The following is a 16046-nucleotide window of genomic DNA, read 5'->3' as shown; positions in this document are numbered from 1 at the left end:
TGAGGGTGCTCTGTCGGGGCGCGGGCCGGGACACAGCTTCACACCGGTGTGATCCGTATTCATGTAGCGATCAATAAAGGAATGATAGTAGTGTCGCCGGGCGGGTGAGAGGAACCGGTACGCCTACAGGCGTGGTCCCTCGCCGCATCTTCATGCGCCACGCGGCGCGGCGACAGGGTGGTCGCCGGCCGTGACACATTGTCTGCACACAGGGGGACCAGGTGCACAACAGTGCCGCATACACCGATGGCTTAACGCGTCGTCATTCCGCCTCCCCGTCCTGGACCGTGGAGGCCATCAAACAGGTTCGGTACCACGTCGTCGAGGCGTCCGGACTGTTCGATCCCGAGAGCACCCTGCTGCTCTCCGGCTGCGCGGACGCTCCGCTGCGACCCGGCGACCGGCGTCTCGTCGTGATCGACTCCACTGTTCAAAAACTCCACGGGGAACGCATCACCCGCTACTTCGACCACCACGGCATCGCGGTCACCCTCCTTCCCTTACGCGCGGACGAGAGCGTCAAGCGGTGGAGCCTGGTGACGGACGTGGTCGACGCCATGAACGACTTCGGCATCGACCGCAGGCGCGAACCGGTGATCGCCATCGGCGGCGGCGTCCTCCTCGACGTCGTCGGACTCGCCGCCAGCCTGTACCGGCGCGGCACACCCTACATACGCATACCCACCACGCTGGTGGGCCTGGTCGACGCCGGGGTCGGCGTGAAGACCGGGGTCAACTACCAGCAGGGCAAGAACCGGCTCGGCACCTACGCGCCGGCCGTGGCGACCTTCGTGGACCGCTCCTTCCTCAGCACCCTCGATGCGCGTCACCTCTCCAACGGGCTGGCGGAGATCCTCAAGATGGCGCTGATCAAATCGGCGGAACTCTTCGGTCTTCTGGAAGACTTCGGGCCGCTGCTGATCGAGGACCGCTTCCGGGGAAGCACTCCCGCACTGGAGACGGCGGCCCGCCGGGTCGTCTCCGAGGCCATCCATCTGATGCTGGAAGAACTCCAGCCCAATCTGTGGGAACAGTGCCTGGAACGGTGCGTCGACTACGGGCACACCTTCAGCCCCACCATGGAGATGGAGGCGCTGCCGGAGCTGCTGCACGGTGAGGCGGTCGCCGTCGACATGGCGCTCACCACCGTGATGGGAAGGATGCGCGGCGATGTCACCGAGCATCAGGCCCAGCGCGTACTGGCACTGATGGACCGGCTGCGACTGCCGCTGTGGACCGAGGTCCTGGCCCGCCCGGGAATCCTGGACGGCGCACTCGCCGACACAGTGCGCCACCGCGACGGACAGCAGCGGCTGCCGCTGCCGGTCGGCATCGGACACCACCGCTTCGTCAACGACGTCACCCCCGAGGAACTGAACACCGCGCTCAAGGAACTCGACACCGAACGGAGACGGATCGGGCAGGACTTCGGACCGGCCGCCGGACTCGTAGGGGCCGGTGAGGCAGCGTGAAGTGGGACAGCCTCTACATCGAGGGCTTGGGCTCCTATCTGCCCGAAGAGCGTGAGTTCGCCGCAGAGATGGTGGCCACTGGACGGTACAGCCAGGTCGAACACCAGAAGACCGGACAGGTGTCGGCCACCGTAGCCCGACCCGAACGCGGCGAGACCGCCCCCGAGATGGCGGCGGACGCCGGACGCGCCGCGCTCGCGGACGCCGGGACCGACCCCGCTGACATCGATGTCCTGGTCCACGCGGTGGTGCTGCACGACGGCCTGGAGGCCTGGAACTGCGGCGCTTATCTGCAGAGCGAGCTCGACATAGAGGAATGCATACCGATCGAGATACGCACCGCCTGTGCGGGCGCCATCGTCGGCATGGAACTCGTCGGCCGCTGGTGTGCGGGCTCCGGCAAGGGCATGGTCACCGCCTCAGACGCCTGGCAGCTGCCGCTCTTCGACCGCTGGGCCTCCGACAGCGGACTGGTCTACGGCGACGGCGCGGGTGCCCTGGTCCTCGGCCACGACGGCGGCCCCTTCCGGGTCCTGTCCACCTCCTTGGTCAGCGACCCGCTGCTCGAGCGGATGCACCGCGGCAACGATTCGATGGCGATGCCGTACTACGGCTCCAGCACCCCCATCGACCTGTGCCAGCGGGTCGACGCATTCACCGAGACCCGCAGCATCGAGGAGTTCTGGACCCGGAACACCGCCGCACTGTCACGCTGCGCCGAGACCGCACTCGCCGACGCCGGCACCGCACACTCCGACATCGCCCACTGGCTGTTGCCGCACTTCGGCCGGGTCCTGCTGCGCAAACAGTGCTTCGCCCCGCTGAAGATCGACGCCGGCCAGACGCTTGCCGAACGCGGCTGGGAGATCGGGCACACCGGCGCTGCCGACCCGGTCGTCGGCCTCGACCTGCTGCGCCACTCCGGCGCCCTCACCCCGGGCGACCGACTGCTGCTCACCGGCATAGGCGCCGGATTCACCTGGGGCTGCGCGGTCGTGGAGTACACCGGCGCGCACGCACACACCACCGAGACGAACGAGATGAAGGGGGGCGTCCGTTGACCGCCACCACCAGGACCGAGACCGCAACGCCCAAACCAGGCGCGGGCGCCAACGCCGCCGTGTTCTGGATGCTGCTCGCCGTCTTCGGCGTCGGCACCGTCGAATACCTCGTCGCCGGTGTCCTGCCGGACATCGCGGGCGACGTCAAGGTACCCGACGCCACCGCCGGCCTCCTGGTGACCGTCTACGCGGTCACCGTGATGATCGGCGGTCCACTGCTCACCATCGTCACCACCCGGGTGCCGCGCACCGCCCTGATCATCGGCTCCATGGCGGTCTTCGTCATCGGCACCCTCGGCACAGCTCTGGCGCACAGCTTCGCGCTCCTGGTCGTCTTCCGGATCGTCACCGCGCTGCCGCACGCCACCTTCTTCGCCCTCTGCCTGGTCCTCGCCACCTCGCTGGTGCCGCCGGAGTTCCAGGGCCGGGTGATCGCCCGGGTCTCGCTCGGCCTGAACCTGGCCACCGTGCTCGGCGTGCCGCTCGGCACCCTGATCGGCGGCGAGTTCGGCTGGCGTACCTCCTTCGTGGTCGTCGCCGTCTTCCAGACCCTGGTCACCGTCGGGCTCGTGGCCGTCACCCGGCGCGCTCCCGCTCGCCCGGCCGGGTCCATCTCCGCCGAACTCACCGTCTTCACCCGGCCCTCGGTGTGGGCTGCGCTCACCCTGACCGCGCTCAGCCAGGCCGCCCTGTTCGTCGTCTTCACCTACATCGCGCCCTACCTCCGCGACTACACCGGCTTCTCGTCCGGCCACGTCACGCTGCTCCTGTTCGTCTTCGGTATCGGCTCGGTGGCCGGGAACCAGCTCGGCGGACACTTCGCCGACCGCTCCATCGACCGCACCCTGTTCGTCGCGCTCGGCGCACTCACCGTCGCCCTCGGCCTGCTCGCGCTCTTCGGCTCGAGCACCTGGTTCACCGCGCCCTGGCTCTTCGTCCTTGGCGCCGCGGGCTTCTCGATCATCCCGCCGCTGGCCTCCAAGTTGATCACCGCGGCGAGTGAGGCGCCCAACCTCGCCGCCACGGTCAACATCGCGGGCTTCCAGCTCGCCAACGCCGCCGGCGCCTGGATCGGCTCGGCCACCCTCTCCCTCGGCGCATCGCTGGCCTCGCTGCCCGCGGTCGGCGCCGCCCTGGCCCTGGCAGCCGTCCTCGCCCTTGCCGTGGGCACCCGCCGCACCCTTGCCCGGACGGCAGGTGAGGGCCGTTGATGCGGGCCGCCGTCATCGACAAACCGCACACCGCGACCCTGGTGGAGACCGCCCGACCGGTCGCCGGACCCGGTGAGGTCCTGGTCAGGATCGCCTACGTCGGCCTGTGCGGCAGCGACCTGGAGCTGCTCCACGGCACCTCCCCCTACCTCGCCGACGGGCGGGCCGCCTTCCCGCACCGGTTCGGCCACGAATGGGCCGGCACCGTCGAGGAGTACGGCCCCGGCGTCACCGGACTGCGCCACGGCGAGGTGGTCACCGGCTCCACCATGATCCCCTGCCAGTCCTGCCGGTCCTGCGCCTCCGGCCACCGCAACCTCTGCACCGAACTGCGCGAGGTCGGCCTGTACGGCTGGACCGGTGCCGCCGCCGAGTACCTGGTGATGCCCCGCCATGCCCTGGTCCCCTTCGGTCCCGGCACGGAGCACCCGCGCCCGGCACATGTCCTGGTCGAACCCCTGGTCACGGTCCTGGAGGCGGTCCGCGCGGCCGACCTCCGGCCCGGTGACCAGGTCCTGGTCGTCGGCGCGGGCACCATGGGCAGCCTCGCCGCCGCCGTTCTCGCCCGCTACCCGGTGACCGTCGACATCGCCGAACCCGGCAGCGTCGGCCACCTCCCGCCCGGCAGCTACCGCGACCGGGTCACTCGCACCGCCGACGCCCCCACCGGCTACGACCTCGTCCTGGAGTGCTCCGGGGCCCCCGGCACCCTCACCGCCGCGCTGGACCGTCTGCGACCCGGCGGCCTGTGCCTCCTGGTCGGCGTCCCCGCACGGACCGAGACCGTCGACCCCGGCCGGATCACTCTCAACGGCCTCCGGATTGCCGGCGTCCGGCACGGCGTCGACCACTACGCCCGCGCCGTCGCACTCGTCGACGAACTCGCCGCCGATCTCGTCGACCAGGTGATACCGCTCGCCGAGGTCGCCCGCGCCTTCGACGTGCTCCAGCACGGCCGGATCCGGCCCAAGGTGGTGCTGAGCGTTGCCTGACCTCCACACCACACTGATCACCGGCGCCAGCAGCGGCATCGGCCGGGCCGCCGCCCGGGCGCTCGCCCGCGCCGGCCACCGACTGCTTCTCGGCTACGCCACCGGCGAGGACCGGATCCGCCAGGTCGCCGGGGAGCTACAGCGCACCACCGGCGCCGAGTGCATCCCGGTCCGGGCCGATCTGCGCGACCCGGAGGCCGCCGTCGACAGCTGCATGGCCGCCGTCGAGCGGGCCGGGCGTATCGACTGCCTGGTCAACAACGCCGGCATCAACGACCGCACCGCCGCCGACGCCCTTGAACTGAAGCGGGCCGACGAGGTGTTCGCGATCAACGCCCTCGCCCCCATGGCGCTCGCCTCCGCGGTGGGCCACCACATGATCCGAGGCGGCATCCGGGGCAGCATCGTGAACGTCACCTCCGTCCACGAGACCGTGCCCATCAGCGGCGGCGCGCTCTACTGCGCCAGCAAGGCCGCCCTGGGCATGATCACCAAGGTTCTCGCCCTGGAGTTCGGCCGGTTCGGCATCCGGGTCAACTCCGTCGCCCCCGGCGAGACGGCCACCGCCATGAACGGCGTCCACGACGAGGACACCTACCGGGAGATCTCCCGGCCCGACATTCCGCTCGGACGCCCGGCCGGAGCCGAGGAGATCGCCTCGCTCATCGCCTATCTCGCCGGGCCCGGCTCCGGCTACCTCACCGGCGCCTCGGTCCTCGCCGACGGCGGACTCGCCCTGACCGCGGCGGAGGCCAACGCCCGCCACGCCTTCACCACCGTTCCTCCGAGGGAGAACCCACCGACATGAAAGCCGTCACCTTCCACCGCACCGGCGACCCGGAGGTCCTGGCCCTCGCCGAGGTGCCCGAACTGCCCCTCGGACCGCAGGACATCCGTGTCACCGTCACCGCGGCCGCCGTGAACCCGGTCGACCTCAAGACCCGTTCCGGCTTCCTCACCATGAACCTGACCTACCCGGCCGTCCCCGGCTGGGACGTCTCCGGCGTCGTCACCGAGACCGGCAGCGAGGTCACCCGGTTCGCCGTGGGCGAGCAGGTCATCGGCATGATCGCCCAGCCGGTCCACCGCTACGGCACCTATGCCGAACAGGTCACCGCCGACGCACGCCTCTTCGCCCGTGCCCCGGCCGGAGTGCCGCTGGAGGAGGCCGCCGCGCTCCCGCTCGCCGGACTCACCGCCGTCCAGACCCTGGCCAAGCTCACGCTGCCGCCCGGCGCGCCGGTGCTCGTCACCGGCGCGGCCGGCGCGGTCGGCCGGATCGCCGTCCAGCTGTTGCTCGCCGACGGACACCCGGTCGACGCCCTGGCCCGGACCGGCGACACCGAACCCCTGCGGGCCCTCGGCGTCGGCACCGTCCACACCCGGCCCGAGGATCTCCCCGACGCCACCCACACGGCTGTCGTCGACACCGCGGGCGTGGCCGCCGCGATCCGCGCGGTCGCCGACGGCGGCCAGTTCGTCGCCATCGACGACAACCCCCAGCCCGCGCCCGAGCGCGGCATCACTCCCCGCAAGAGCTACGTCGACGAGAACGGCGACCAGCTCCAGACCCTGAGCGACCTGATCACCGCCGGCCGCCTCACGGTACCGGCCGGCCGCCGCTACCCGCTCGCCGACGCCGCCCGCGCCCACCACGACTTCGGCGCGGGCGGCCTGCGAGGGAAGGTCCTGCTCCTGGCGTGACGCACCCGCACCCGATGTCGGCTGCGCACCCGGTCACGGAGTCGCGCACGGTCCCGACCCCGGCCACGGCCTGGGCCACCGGCCGGTACTCGTACCCGGCCACCGGCCCGTACCCGGTTCCGGTCACCAGCCCCCACACCACCCGGGTCGTCGATCCGACCCCGCACCCCGAAGGAACCCCCGCATGAGCACGGCTCCGGACACCTCCCCGACCCTCGCCCCGGGCACCCGCCCGCCGGCCCACCGGATCACGGTGGCGGTGCCCGACGTCGCGGAGGCCACCGCCTTCCTCGCGGAACTGGCCGGGCCCTCGACCGTGGACAGGGACGGCGGGGCCGGCGTCGTCTCGTTCTCACACGGCATCGAGGTGCGACTCGTTCCCACCGCGCCCGCCGGCACCGCCGACACCCCGCCCCGCCTGGTCGACATCGGCACCAACCACCTCTGCCTCCGCGTCGGCGACATCGAGGCAGCCGTCGCCCACCTGGAAGAGCTTCCCGGGGTCGACGTCCTCGGCGACATCGTCACCGTCCCCGAGGGCCCGATCCGCGGAAACCGCTGGATCTACTTTCGCTCCCCCTGGGGCACCCTCTTCGAACTGCAAGAGTGGCCCGACACCCCCGGATACGTCGACACCACCGCCGAACGGCTCCACCACGGCCAGCGGCCGGCCGACGACGCGCCCCTGCCGACCCTGCTCGGCCTGGACCACACCGGCTACAGCGTCCAGAGCCTCGACGCCACTGTCGACCACCTGGTCACCCACCACCGGGCACGGGTCGTCCTGCGCACCGAGATCGCCGTCGATCGGGCCTTCATGCGACGCCAGTTCGACCTCGACGTCGAGGGCACCTCGGCGATGGCCATGGTCGTCGTCGACGACGCCCTGAACCTCGAACTCTTCGAACATGGTGTCCCCGACCAGGAACCGCCGCGCCCCCTCGACCGCCTCGGCGGCAACCTGCTCGAACTCCACGCCACAGCGCAACCCGCCCCCACAGCCCACCACGCCCCCTTCGGGCTCACCCTCCCTGGGCCGGTGACCACGTGAAATTCGGTATCAACCTGCCCAACTTCGGTCCCCAGATGACACCTGAGGGCATGCTCACCTGGACCCGCGAGGCCGAGCGGCTGGGCTTCGACACCGTCCTGGTCTCCGACCACCTCGCCCTCACAGACGACGCCCACCGGCGCTCACCGGCCCCGTTCCACGAGAGCCTCGCCACCCTCTCCTGGCTGGCCGGGCAGACCGAGACCGTCCGTCTCGGCGCGGGCGTCCTCATCGCCTCCCACCGCCACCCGATCGCGCTCGCCCGGGCCACCGCCACCATCGACCAGCTCAGCGGCGGCCGCCTCGTCGTCGGCTTCGGCGTCGGCTGGGCCCCGCGCGCCTTCGACGTCCTGGGCGTGGACTTCCGCAGGCGCGGCGCCCTCACCGACCACACCCTGGACGTCCTGGTCGCGGCGTGGACCTCCGACACCGTCACCCACCGCGGCCACCGGGTGCACACCGCACCCCGGCCCGTACAGGACCCGCATCCGCCGCTGTGGATCGGCGGCAACGGACCGCGCGCCCTGGAACGCGTCAACCGCATCGGTACCGCCTGGCACCCGCTCCACCCCAGCCGGCAGCTGTGCGCCCTGGCCGCCGGGGCCCTCGCGGAAGGCAAGGAGTTCGCCCCGAGGATCTTCTTCCTCCCCACCACCACCCCCGCCGACCCCGACTCCCGGCCCCTCGGCTACGGCACACCCGACCAGATCCGCTCCGACATCGCCTTCCTCCGCGAACTCGGTGCCGACCACGTGATCCTCGACACCGACCCCGGCGACCAGCGTCTGCGCAGGCACTGGAAGGAAGACCTCGAACTGATCCGGCTCGCCGCACACACCCTGGAGATCGGATGACCTCCCTGCGTGCCGTGACGGCCCGTGCTCTCCTCTTCGACATGGACGGCACCCTGGTCGACTCCGCCGACTCCATCGACCGCGTCTGGCGGGAGTTCGCCGCCCGCCACCGTCTCGACCCCGCCACCGTGCTCGCCGCGCTGCCCGGCCGCACCGCGCACGACATCGTCGCCGGGCTCCTCCCCGCAGCCGGTTCCTCCGACGTCACCGCCGAAGTCGCCTGGATCCGGGCACGCGAGGAGGCCACCGCCGACACCGTCACCGAGATCCCGGGTGCCCGTCGGCTGCTCACCTCCCTGCCCGCGCACACCTGGGCCGTGGTCACCTCCGCCTCCCGCACCATGACCGAACGCCGCCTCACCGCCGCCGGACTGCCCCTGCCCGCCGTCTGCGTCTGCGCCGAAGACGTCCGGGCCGGCAAACCCGACCCCGAGGGCTTTCGTGCCGCTGCCCGCCTCCTCGACGTGGACATCGCCGACTGCCTCCTCTTCGAGGACTCCGCCCCCGGTCTGCTCGCCGCCCGCCGCTCAGGCGGCACCCCCGTCGCCGTCGCCGCCCCCGTCGCCGAACCGGCCCCGTACCGCGTCGACGACCTGACCGCCGTCACGGCCCACGTCCAGGACTGCCGTATCCGCCTGGAGATCCGGCAGCCCCGGGCACACGGCGAACCGGCAGAGGGGATACGGCGGTGAGCACACGGGCCGTGCCAGAGGACCGCGACGACCGGGTACGTACCGAGGTCGCCGTCGACCTCGGAGGGACCTGGTTGCGGATCCGGACCGGGTCCGGGGAGACCGTACGGCTCCCCGCGCCCAGCATCCTCAACCGGCCCGGCGAGGATCCGGCAGCGCTCCTCGATCAGCTGATCGAGACCCTGGCCGACGCGGTGCCGGCGGACGCGCGGGTGGCGATGTCCTGCGGTGCCGCCATGGACGAGGAGCATGGCGTGCTGCACGGCTCGGGCCCGCTCTGGGGCGGTGGCCCGGACCGGCCCGTCCCGCTCCGCGCCCTGCTCACCGCCCGCCGCCCGGACGTCAACTGGCACCTGTTCAACGACGTCACCGCCGGCCTTGCAAGCTTCGTCGAGCGGTTCGCCCGTCCCCACCACCGCCGCGTCGTGTACCTCACGGTGAGCAGCGGCATCGCCCTGCGCACCGCCGACCTCACCGAACGCTCCGTCCCGGTCGACGCCCACGGCATGCAGGGCGAGGTCGGCCACCTCCCGGCCGCTTCCACCGCACCCGCCGCCGTCCGCGCACTGAGCTGCCCCTGCGGCGGCACCGGCCACGTCGCAGCCCTGGCCGCCGGACCCGCCCTGCCGCACGTCGCGGCCGCGCTCGGCATCGAACGCCCCGAGGGCATCCGCGACGCCCTCCCCGTCCGGTTACGGTCCGAAGACCCTGCCGCCCGCCGCCTGCTCACCACCGTCGTGGAACCCGTCGCCGAAATCGTGCGCACCTTGCGCTGCCTCGATCCCCGTATCGACCTCATCGGCATCGGCGGCGGCTACGCGGAAGGCCTCGGCGACCCCTACCGCGCCGAACTGGTCCGCCAGGTGAGCGAGGTACGCAGCTATGCCGACCGCGACACCGGCCTCGACCGGGCCGGACACGGTCTGCGGCTGTGCCGCCCCGGCGAGGTGGACCCGATGGCGGGCGCCGTCGCGCTCTCCCACGGCGCACTGATCGTCACCAAACACTGAGACCAGCCCCTTCAACCGTCACCACCCGGGAAGGACCCCCTGCCGGCCATGGCCACCCACCTCGCGATCGTCCGCCACGGCACCACCTGCCGCATCGAAGAGGCCCCCACCCCGGACCCCGGCGAGGGCGAACTCCTGCTCGCGCCCGAGCACGTGAGCCTCTGCGGCACCGACATCCAGATCCTGCGCGGCGACCGCGACGACCCCTCACCCGTCGTCGGGCACGAGGGCGCCGCCCGGGTCGTAGCCGCCGGACCCGGCACCGACGGCTTCGCCCCCGGCGAACGGGTGCTCGTCAACCCCACCCACCCCGGCGACCCGTCCTTCCTCCTCGGCCACAACGTGCCGGGCCTCTTCCAGCAACGCGTCCTCATCGGCGCCTCGGCCGTCCGCGGCGGCCTGGTCTCCCATCTCCCCGAAGACCTCCCCGCCGCCCGCGCCACCCTCGTCGAACCGTACGCGGTCGTCCGCTACGCCCTCTCCTGCTTGGCCACCTCGGCTCCCGACACCCTCGTCGTCCACGGCGACGGCCTGACCGGCAATCTCGCCGCCCTTCTCGCGCCCCGCTTCCTCTTCCCCACAGTCCGGGTCGTCGTGGTCCACCGCACAGAAGCCGGCCTCAAATGGACCCAGGCCCACTTCCCTCACACGGTGAGCGTCCTTGCCACCGATCCCCTCGACCGACATGTCACCGGCACCGTCGCGCTCCTCGTCACCACCCATCGCAGCGGAACCGTCCCCGCCGTCGAAGCCGCCCTGACCGCCCTCGGCGAGCGCCTGGTCGCCATCCACCCCCTCGGCGGCGTCCCGCCCCGCGCCACCACCCCCCTGCTGCCCGGCGTCGACCTCGACGGCGTCCGCCGCGCCAACACCGGCGGCCCCTGGCCCCCCGCCACCACCACCTTCACCCGCCCGGGCCTGAGCCTCACCCTCAGCGGCAACCGCGGCGTCACCAACCCCCAGCTCCTCGTCGCCGCCGAAGCCCTGCGCACCGACAGCACCGTCGACCCGCTCCTCACCCACGTCATGGCCCTGGAGCCCGGCGTACGCCACCTCAACCGGATCATCGGCGACCGCACCCGCACCGTCGACGGCGAACTCGTCATCCGCCTGGTCATCGACCTGGGGAACGGCCCCGCACACCACGGCGGCCGACTGCCGTAGCCACCCCAGCAGCCCGCGCACGTGCCCGACCACCAGCTCCGGCACCTCGCCAAGGCTTGCGAAGCAGCCCAACTCCTGGAAGCTCTGAGCAGCACCACCAGCGCCGGCAGACGCTCCGGCGACCGGGCCTCGAACGAGATCACGGCGGACCAGTACGGCCCCTCACCCTGACGGCAGCAAGCGCTGCCGTCAGGTCGTCGAGGCCTCCTTCGGGGTGATGCCCGTTCCTCAGCGGATCCCCAGCCCCGCCAGCGCCCGCCGCTGAGCCGCTGACGGCTTCGCCGGGAAGAAGAGGTAGCACACGCCTCCCGTGGCGCCGACGACCTTGCCTTCGGCGTTCTTGCGCTTCGTCCTCAGCCACACGTTCTCGAACTGGCGGCGCTTGTAGACGTGCCGGACCGCCTTGTTGTCGGGTGAGTTCGGGTCGTTGGCGATGATGTCGCCGTCCTTGGTGAAGCCGATGACGGTCATCAGGTGGCCGGCGGTGCCGTAGCCGGCGCCGTCGAGTTCGGTCTTGAGGAAGGACTGGGAGGTGATGACGGGGATGCCGACGTGAATGAGGCGCTCGGCGTCGGTGAGGGAGGACAGGCGGGTGACCACGCTCTGGAGGTCCCGGTAGGTGGCGGCGTAGGCGGCGCTGAAGGGCCAGTTGCCGCAGCCGTCGTACTGGTAGTCGAAGGTGTAGCGGGCGGCGTGGCAGACCTGGGGGTCGGCGTAGGCGGGGTTGACCCAGGAGAGTTGCTGCTGGGTGGGCTTGCGGCCCCAGTACTCGATGATCATCTGGGAGGAGGTGGGGCTGCACCAGGCCTCGCCGCCGTTGTCGTACTCCGGGTACTGGCCCTTGTGGATCTCCTGGGAGTAGCGGGGTACGGCCAGCTCGCGGCCCACCTGGGCGGGCTCGGACGCCGGCACCTCGAAGCGGTCGGGCAGGTCCGAGCCCATCGCGCCCAGCCGCCAGACGGTGGGGGTGAGGGTGGAGCCGGGCGGGCGGTGGAGGGTGAGACGGAGCCGGTAGGAGGCCAGGCGGAGGCCGCCTGCGGGGTCGTCGACGGCGAAGGTGTCGGTGGAGATGCTGCTCTTGCCGTCCTTCTGGTCGTCGACGGAGGTGCGGCGGATGTCGGCGTCGGTGTCGCCGGCGGTCCAGCGGCCCATGACGTACCAGGGCGTGTGGCCGCCGTCCGAGTACGTGCCGCGCAGTTCGACGGTGATCCAGGTGCCGGGCGGGGTGTGGGCGTTCCAGGACGCGACGACCTCGGTGGCCGGGACGGCGAGGGTGTGGACCGGGGAGGTCCAGGTGGCGTACTCCCACGCGGCGGTCCTGCCGGTGTGCGGGTCCTTGTAGTCGGCGGTGCCGGCGGGACGGGCGATGCGGACGCCGGAGCGGGTGCCGTGCTCGACGCGGGTGCCCTTGCCGGTGCCGTCGTTCCAGTCGGCTGCGGTGGTCCAGGCGCGATAGTCCACGAGGCTCTTCGGTCGGCTCTCCTCGGTGCCCGGGGTGGTGGCGGGCGGTTCCGCCGTGCCCCCGGCGGCCTTGTGCGGTTCGTCGGCGGCCTGCGCCAGGGGGGCGGCGATGCCCGCCGCGGCGGCGAGCGCGGCGGCCAGGACGGTGCGCCGGGGCGCGGAGCTGGTCATGGTGGAGGTCCCCCAGTCGGATGCGTGCGATCGGGTGCGAGGGGTCGGGCCGGGACGGCGGGCGGGCAACGGGGTCCTTCCTGCTCGAACGGAGTGGCGAGCGGGGAAGGACCGGCAGTGGCTCAACTATTGCCGTTCCGGACGGGCTTCGGAAGCGGGTGCGGTGCGCGTCGCGCCAGGAATATTGGTGTGGACCACTGACATGCGGGCGGTGCGGGCCCGCGGCGTACTCTGGCGCGATGGAACGCGACCTGGCCCCGCTCGCCACCCGACTGCGCGCGCTGCCGCCCTCCTGCGGGCCGGTGCGGCTGATCGCGGTGGACGGGCACGCGGGGTCGGGCAAGAGCACCTTCGCCGGACGGCTGGCGGCGGCGCTGGACGATGCGCCGGTGGTGCACACCGACGACCTCGCCACCCATGAGGAGCTGTTCGCCTGGAGCGAGCGGTTCCGGACGCAGCTGCTGGACCCGCTGTCCCGGGGCGAGACGGCGCGGTACGGGGTGTACGACTGGGTGCGCGGGGAGTTCGCCGAGGAGCGCGCGCTGGCGCCCGCGCCGGTGGTGCTGATCGAGGGCGTCGGCGCGGGCCGGCGGGCGCTGCGGCCGCATCTGGCCTGCCTGCTGTGGATGGAACTGGCGAGCGAGCACTCATGGGAAAGGGGCCGGCTCCGGGACGGACCGGACCTCTCCGCGTTCTGGAGTGGCTGGATTCCGGCGGAGCGCGCGCACTTCGCGGCGGACCCTTCGCGCCCCTACGCCGATTTTCTGGTGCACCAGGGTGAGTTGGGGTACGAGGTACGTGTGGGGCCTTCTGCGACGCGGTGATCGGCCCCGCAGTTCACGCTCCGTAGCAGACCTTGCCCGACGCGCCGGGACACGCCGACAGGGTCCCGCCGACTGCCCCAACTCGGCTTGACCTGGGGGGCGTACAGGACTTACGTTCTCAATGTGCGGTTCTACGGACCGCCCGCAGATGCGAAGCCCCCGGTTGTTCCCCCGTGATCGGGGGCTTCGTTCTGCCTTGAATCACCTCTCGCCGACGATGCGTCGCCCCTCTCCCTCACCCTGGGTCACCGCATTCTTCGCGCCGTCAAGTCGCGTCAAGTCGTCCGCTCCTGCCCCGTACCGCCCTCTACGGACTGCACCGATCCCGCAGGTACGATGCGAGTCCGTGCCACCGCAGGCCACGGGACCGAAGTGTGCCAGGGCGGTCAACTCCCGGTGTCCGCACGCCGGTTCGGGCGTCGGCGGTGGGCACTCGCCCGGCGGCACACACGGGGGACGTTTTGTGGGGGGACGGATGGAATTCGGAACTCAGGGTTCGCCCGCCCCGGCCGAGCTCGCCTGGCTGCGCGCGGTCGACGCCTACACCGTGGGCGCATACCCGCAGGCGGAGGAGGAGTTCCGGGCCGCGGTACGGCTCGATCCCGCGATGGCCGACGCCTGGCTCGGCCTGCACGCGCTGCGCGCCGACACCTCCATCGCGCTGCTGAGGATGCATCGGCACCGAGACCGGTTCGGGGAGATGCGCGGCCGCCACCGACGCACCCTCAACTCCTGGTACTGGCTGGGCTGGTGGGTGCAGCCGGTGCTGGAGACCCCGCGCGATCTGCTGCTGGCTCACGCCTCGCACTGGCTCGACGGCCGCCACGTCGCCGAGCTGGACCAGGCGCTGGCCGGCTGCCCGCCGGTGGACACCGATCCCCAGGTGCGCTTTCTGCACGCCTGCCGGGCCTATCTCGTCAAGGACTGGGACCAGCTCGTACGGCACACCGAGCCGCTGCTGGGCGATCCGGTGCTGGGCATCGAAGCCGGTCTGTTCGGCGGGATGGCGCGGGTGCGGCTGGAGATGTACGGGCAGGCCGAGCCGCTGCTGTCCGCCGCGCTGATGCGCTGCCGCAGCGAGCAGCCGCAGCGCAAGGAGCTGCGCTACTGGCTCGCCCGGGCCCACGAGGGCACCGGCCGCAGCGCGGCGGCGCTCCCCCTCTACCGGGCGGTGCACCGCGTCGACCCGGCCTTCATGGACACCGCGGCGCGGCTCGCCGCGATCGCCGAGGTGGACGGCCTGGACGAGGGCACGGACCTCGCGACGGTCTCCGCGTCCGGGCTCGGGCAGGAGGCCGCCGGCGATCTGGACCCGCTGGCGCCGCTCGATCCGGTCGACGGCCGGGAGCTGCTGGCGACCGGCGAGCCGGAGGGACCGGACGACGAGCTGGTCGGTGGCGCGCCGGCCGGCAACGACGCGGCCGCCCGGGTCAAGGCGGCGGCACCCGGCCCGCGCGGCGCCGAGCGTCTGCCCGCCGGGCCCGCCGACCCGGTGCTCCTGGAGAAGGCGCTGGCCGAGCTGGAGCGGATGGTCGGCATGGAGCCGGTCAAGCGGCATGTACGGGCGCTGTCGGCCCAGTTGCGGATGGCGCGGCTGCGCGCGAGCCAGGGGCTGCCGGTGCAGCCGCCCAAGCGGCACTTCGTCTTCTCCGGTCCGTCCGGTACCGGCAAGACCACCGTGGCCCGGATACTCGGGCGGGTCTTCTACGCGCTGGGGCTGCTCGGCGGCGACCACCTCGTGGAGGCCCAACGGGCCGATCTGGTCGGCGAGTTCCTCGGTCAGACGGCCGTCAAGGCCAATGAGCTGATCGACTCGGCGCTGGGCGGGGTGCTGTTCGTCGACGAGGCGTACAGCCTGTCCAACTCCGGCTACAGCAAGGGTGACGCGTACGGCGACGAGGCGCTGCAGGTGCTGCTCAAGCGCGCCGAGGACAACCGCGACCGGCTCGTGGTGATCCTGGCGGGCTACCCGGAGGGCATGGACCGGCTGCTGGCCGCCAACCCGGGGCTGTCCTCCCGTTTCACCAGCCGGGTCGACTTCCCCAGCTACCGGCCGCTGGAGCTGACCGCCATCGGCGAGGTGCTGGCCGCCGAGAACGGCGACCGCTGGGACGAGGAGGCCCGCGACGAGCTGTGCAGCATCAGCGGCCACGTCGTCGACCAGGGCTGGATCGACGAGCTGGGCAACGGCCGCTTCCTGCGCACCCTCTACGAGAAGAGCTGCGCCTACCGCGATCTGCGGCTGTCCACATGGCGCGGCACGCCCACCCGGGACGACCTGGCGACCCTGCGGCTGCCGGATCTGATGCAGGCGTACGGAGAGGTCCTGTCGGGGCGGGGACCGGACACACCGGGCCGGTGAACGCCGTCGCGGCGGCA

16 protein-coding genes are annotated in these 16046 nt (G+C 72.1%); 15 read left to right on the top strand and 1 reads right to left on the bottom strand.

Annotated features, from left to right (window positions below; translation table 11 throughout):
* Nucleotides 1–287 precede the first annotated feature (287 nt).
* The 13 genes from ACFWZH_RS11785 to ACFWZH_RS11725 are packed head-to-tail and all read left to right on the top strand — an operon-like array spanning nucleotide 288 to nucleotide 11382.
* Nucleotides 288–1472: a sedoheptulose 7-phosphate cyclase gene (locus ACFWZH_RS11785; protein ID WP_384428275.1), complete on the top strand. Its 1185-nt coding sequence runs from the start codon at nucleotides 288–290 to the stop codon at nucleotides 1470–1472.
* On the top strand, nucleotides 1469–2533 hold the full coding sequence (locus ACFWZH_RS11780) for a 3-oxoacyl-ACP synthase III family protein (RefSeq protein WP_384428274.1): 1065 nt from the start codon (nucleotides 1469–1471) through the stop codon (nucleotides 2531–2533). The genes ACFWZH_RS11785 and ACFWZH_RS11780 overlap by 4 nt, the downstream gene beginning before the upstream one ends.
* Nucleotides 2530–3744, top strand: a complete 1215-nt coding sequence (locus tag ACFWZH_RS11775; RefSeq protein WP_384428272.1) for an MFS transporter — start codon at nucleotides 2530–2532, stop codon at nucleotides 3742–3744. Before ACFWZH_RS11780 ends, ACFWZH_RS11775 begins: the two co-directional genes overlap by 4 nt.
* On the top strand, nucleotides 3744–4736 hold the full coding sequence (locus ACFWZH_RS11770; protein WP_384428270.1) for a zinc-binding dehydrogenase: 993 nt from the start codon (nucleotides 3744–3746) through the stop codon (nucleotides 4734–4736). The genes ACFWZH_RS11775 and ACFWZH_RS11770 overlap by 1 nt, the downstream gene beginning before the upstream one ends.
* On the top strand, nucleotides 4729–5544 hold the full coding sequence (locus tag ACFWZH_RS11765) for an SDR family oxidoreductase (protein ID WP_384428268.1): 816 nt from the start codon (nucleotides 4729–4731) through the stop codon (nucleotides 5542–5544). The genes ACFWZH_RS11770 and ACFWZH_RS11765 overlap by 8 nt, the downstream gene beginning before the upstream one ends.
* Nucleotides 5541–6440 (top strand): NADP-dependent oxidoreductase, encoded by a 900-nt coding sequence (locus ACFWZH_RS11760; RefSeq protein WP_384428266.1) that lies wholly within the window; start codon nucleotides 5541–5543, stop codon nucleotides 6438–6440. The genes ACFWZH_RS11765 and ACFWZH_RS11760 overlap by 4 nt, the downstream gene beginning before the upstream one ends.
* Nucleotides 6437–6628, top strand: coding sequence for a hypothetical protein (locus ACFWZH_RS11755; protein ID WP_384428265.1), 192 nt, complete (start codon nucleotides 6437–6439; stop codon nucleotides 6626–6628). The genes ACFWZH_RS11760 and ACFWZH_RS11755 overlap by 4 nt, the downstream gene beginning before the upstream one ends.
* On the top strand, nucleotides 6625–7491 hold the full coding sequence (locus ACFWZH_RS11750; RefSeq protein ID WP_384428263.1) for a VOC family protein: 867 nt from the start codon (nucleotides 6625–6627) through the stop codon (nucleotides 7489–7491). The genes ACFWZH_RS11755 and ACFWZH_RS11750 overlap by 4 nt, the downstream gene beginning before the upstream one ends.
* Nucleotides 7488–8345 carry a TIGR03619 family F420-dependent LLM class oxidoreductase gene (locus ACFWZH_RS11745; RefSeq protein ID WP_384428261.1) on the top strand — a complete coding sequence of 286 codons (858 nt, stop codon included), beginning with the start codon at nucleotides 7488–7490 and terminating at the stop codon, nucleotides 8343–8345. The genes ACFWZH_RS11750 and ACFWZH_RS11745 overlap by 4 nt, the downstream gene beginning before the upstream one ends.
* Complete coding sequence (locus tag ACFWZH_RS11740; RefSeq protein WP_384428259.1) at nucleotides 8342–9037, top strand: HAD-IA family hydrolase; 696 nt, start codon at nucleotides 8342–8344, stop codon at nucleotides 9035–9037. The genes ACFWZH_RS11745 and ACFWZH_RS11740 overlap by 4 nt, the downstream gene beginning before the upstream one ends.
* Nucleotides 9034–10047 carry an ROK family protein gene (locus ACFWZH_RS11735; RefSeq protein WP_384428257.1) on the top strand — a complete coding sequence of 338 codons (1014 nt, stop codon included), beginning with the start codon at nucleotides 9034–9036 and terminating at the stop codon, nucleotides 10045–10047. The genes ACFWZH_RS11740 and ACFWZH_RS11735 overlap by 4 nt, the downstream gene beginning before the upstream one ends.
* Nucleotides 10048–10095: 48 nt before the next feature.
* Nucleotides 10096–11211, top strand: a complete 1116-nt coding sequence (locus tag ACFWZH_RS11730; RefSeq protein ID WP_384428255.1) for an alcohol dehydrogenase catalytic domain-containing protein — start codon at nucleotides 10096–10098, stop codon at nucleotides 11209–11211.
* A 21-nt stretch (nucleotides 11212–11232) separates the two neighbouring features.
* Complete coding sequence (locus ACFWZH_RS11725; protein ID WP_384428253.1) at nucleotides 11233–11382, top strand: hypothetical protein; 150 nt, start codon at nucleotides 11233–11235, stop codon at nucleotides 11380–11382.
* A 57-nt stretch (nucleotides 11383–11439) separates the two neighbouring features.
* Here ACFWZH_RS11725 and ACFWZH_RS11720 read toward each other — a convergent pair whose 3' ends face one another.
* Complete coding sequence (locus tag ACFWZH_RS11720; protein ID WP_384428252.1) at nucleotides 11440–12843, bottom strand: peptidase C39 family protein; 1404 nt, start codon at nucleotides 12841–12843, stop codon at nucleotides 11440–11442.
* 239 nt (nucleotides 12844–13082) lie between these two features.
* Here ACFWZH_RS11720 and ACFWZH_RS11715 point away from each other — a divergent pair, with 239 nt between their 5' ends.
* Both ACFWZH_RS11715 and ACFWZH_RS11710 read left to right on the top strand, forming a co-directional pair.
* On the top strand, nucleotides 13083–13667 hold the full coding sequence (locus tag ACFWZH_RS11715) for a uridine kinase (protein ID WP_384428250.1): 585 nt from the start codon (nucleotides 13083–13085) through the stop codon (nucleotides 13665–13667).
* A gap of 475 nt (nucleotides 13668–14142) precedes the next feature.
* On the top strand, nucleotides 14143–16029 hold the full coding sequence (locus tag ACFWZH_RS11710) for an AAA family ATPase (protein WP_384428248.1): 1887 nt from the start codon (nucleotides 14143–14145) through the stop codon (nucleotides 16027–16029).
* Nucleotides 16030–16046: the final 17 nt, after the last annotated feature.

It is taken from the genome of Streptomyces sp. NPDC059008, assembly GCF_042749045.1.
In the GTDB taxonomy this organism is placed as follows: Bacteria; Actinomycetota; Actinomycetes; order Streptomycetales; family Streptomycetaceae; genus Streptomyces.
This window is presented reverse-complemented; position numbering and strand designations above follow the sequence as displayed.

Coding starts and splice junctions, on each gene's coding strand:
- ACFWZH_RS11770 (WP_384428270.1), top strand. CDS start 3,744: ATGCGGGCCGCCGTCATCGACAAACCGCACACCGCGACCCTGGTGGAG.
- ACFWZH_RS11760 (WP_384428266.1), top strand. CDS start 5,541: ATGAAAGCCGTCACCTTCCACCGCACCGGCGACCCGGAGGTCCTGGCC.
- ACFWZH_RS11750 (WP_384428263.1), top strand. CDS start 6,625: ATGAGCACGGCTCCGGACACCTCCCCGACCCTCGCCCCGGGCACCCGC.
- ACFWZH_RS11740 (WP_384428259.1), top strand. CDS start 8,342: ATGACCTCCCTGCGTGCCGTGACGGCCCGTGCTCTCCTCTTCGACATG.
- ACFWZH_RS11730 (WP_384428255.1), top strand. CDS start 10,096: ATGGCCACCCACCTCGCGATCGTCCGCCACGGCACCACCTGCCGCATC.
- ACFWZH_RS11720 (WP_384428252.1), bottom strand. CDS start 12,843: ATGACCAGCTCCGCGCCCCGGCGCACCGTCCTGGCCGCCGCGCTCGCC.
- ACFWZH_RS11715 (WP_384428250.1), top strand. CDS start 13,083: ATGGAACGCGACCTGGCCCCGCTCGCCACCCGACTGCGCGCGCTGCCG.
- ACFWZH_RS11710 (WP_384428248.1), top strand. CDS start 14,143: ATGGAATTCGGAACTCAGGGTTCGCCCGCCCCGGCCGAGCTCGCCTGG.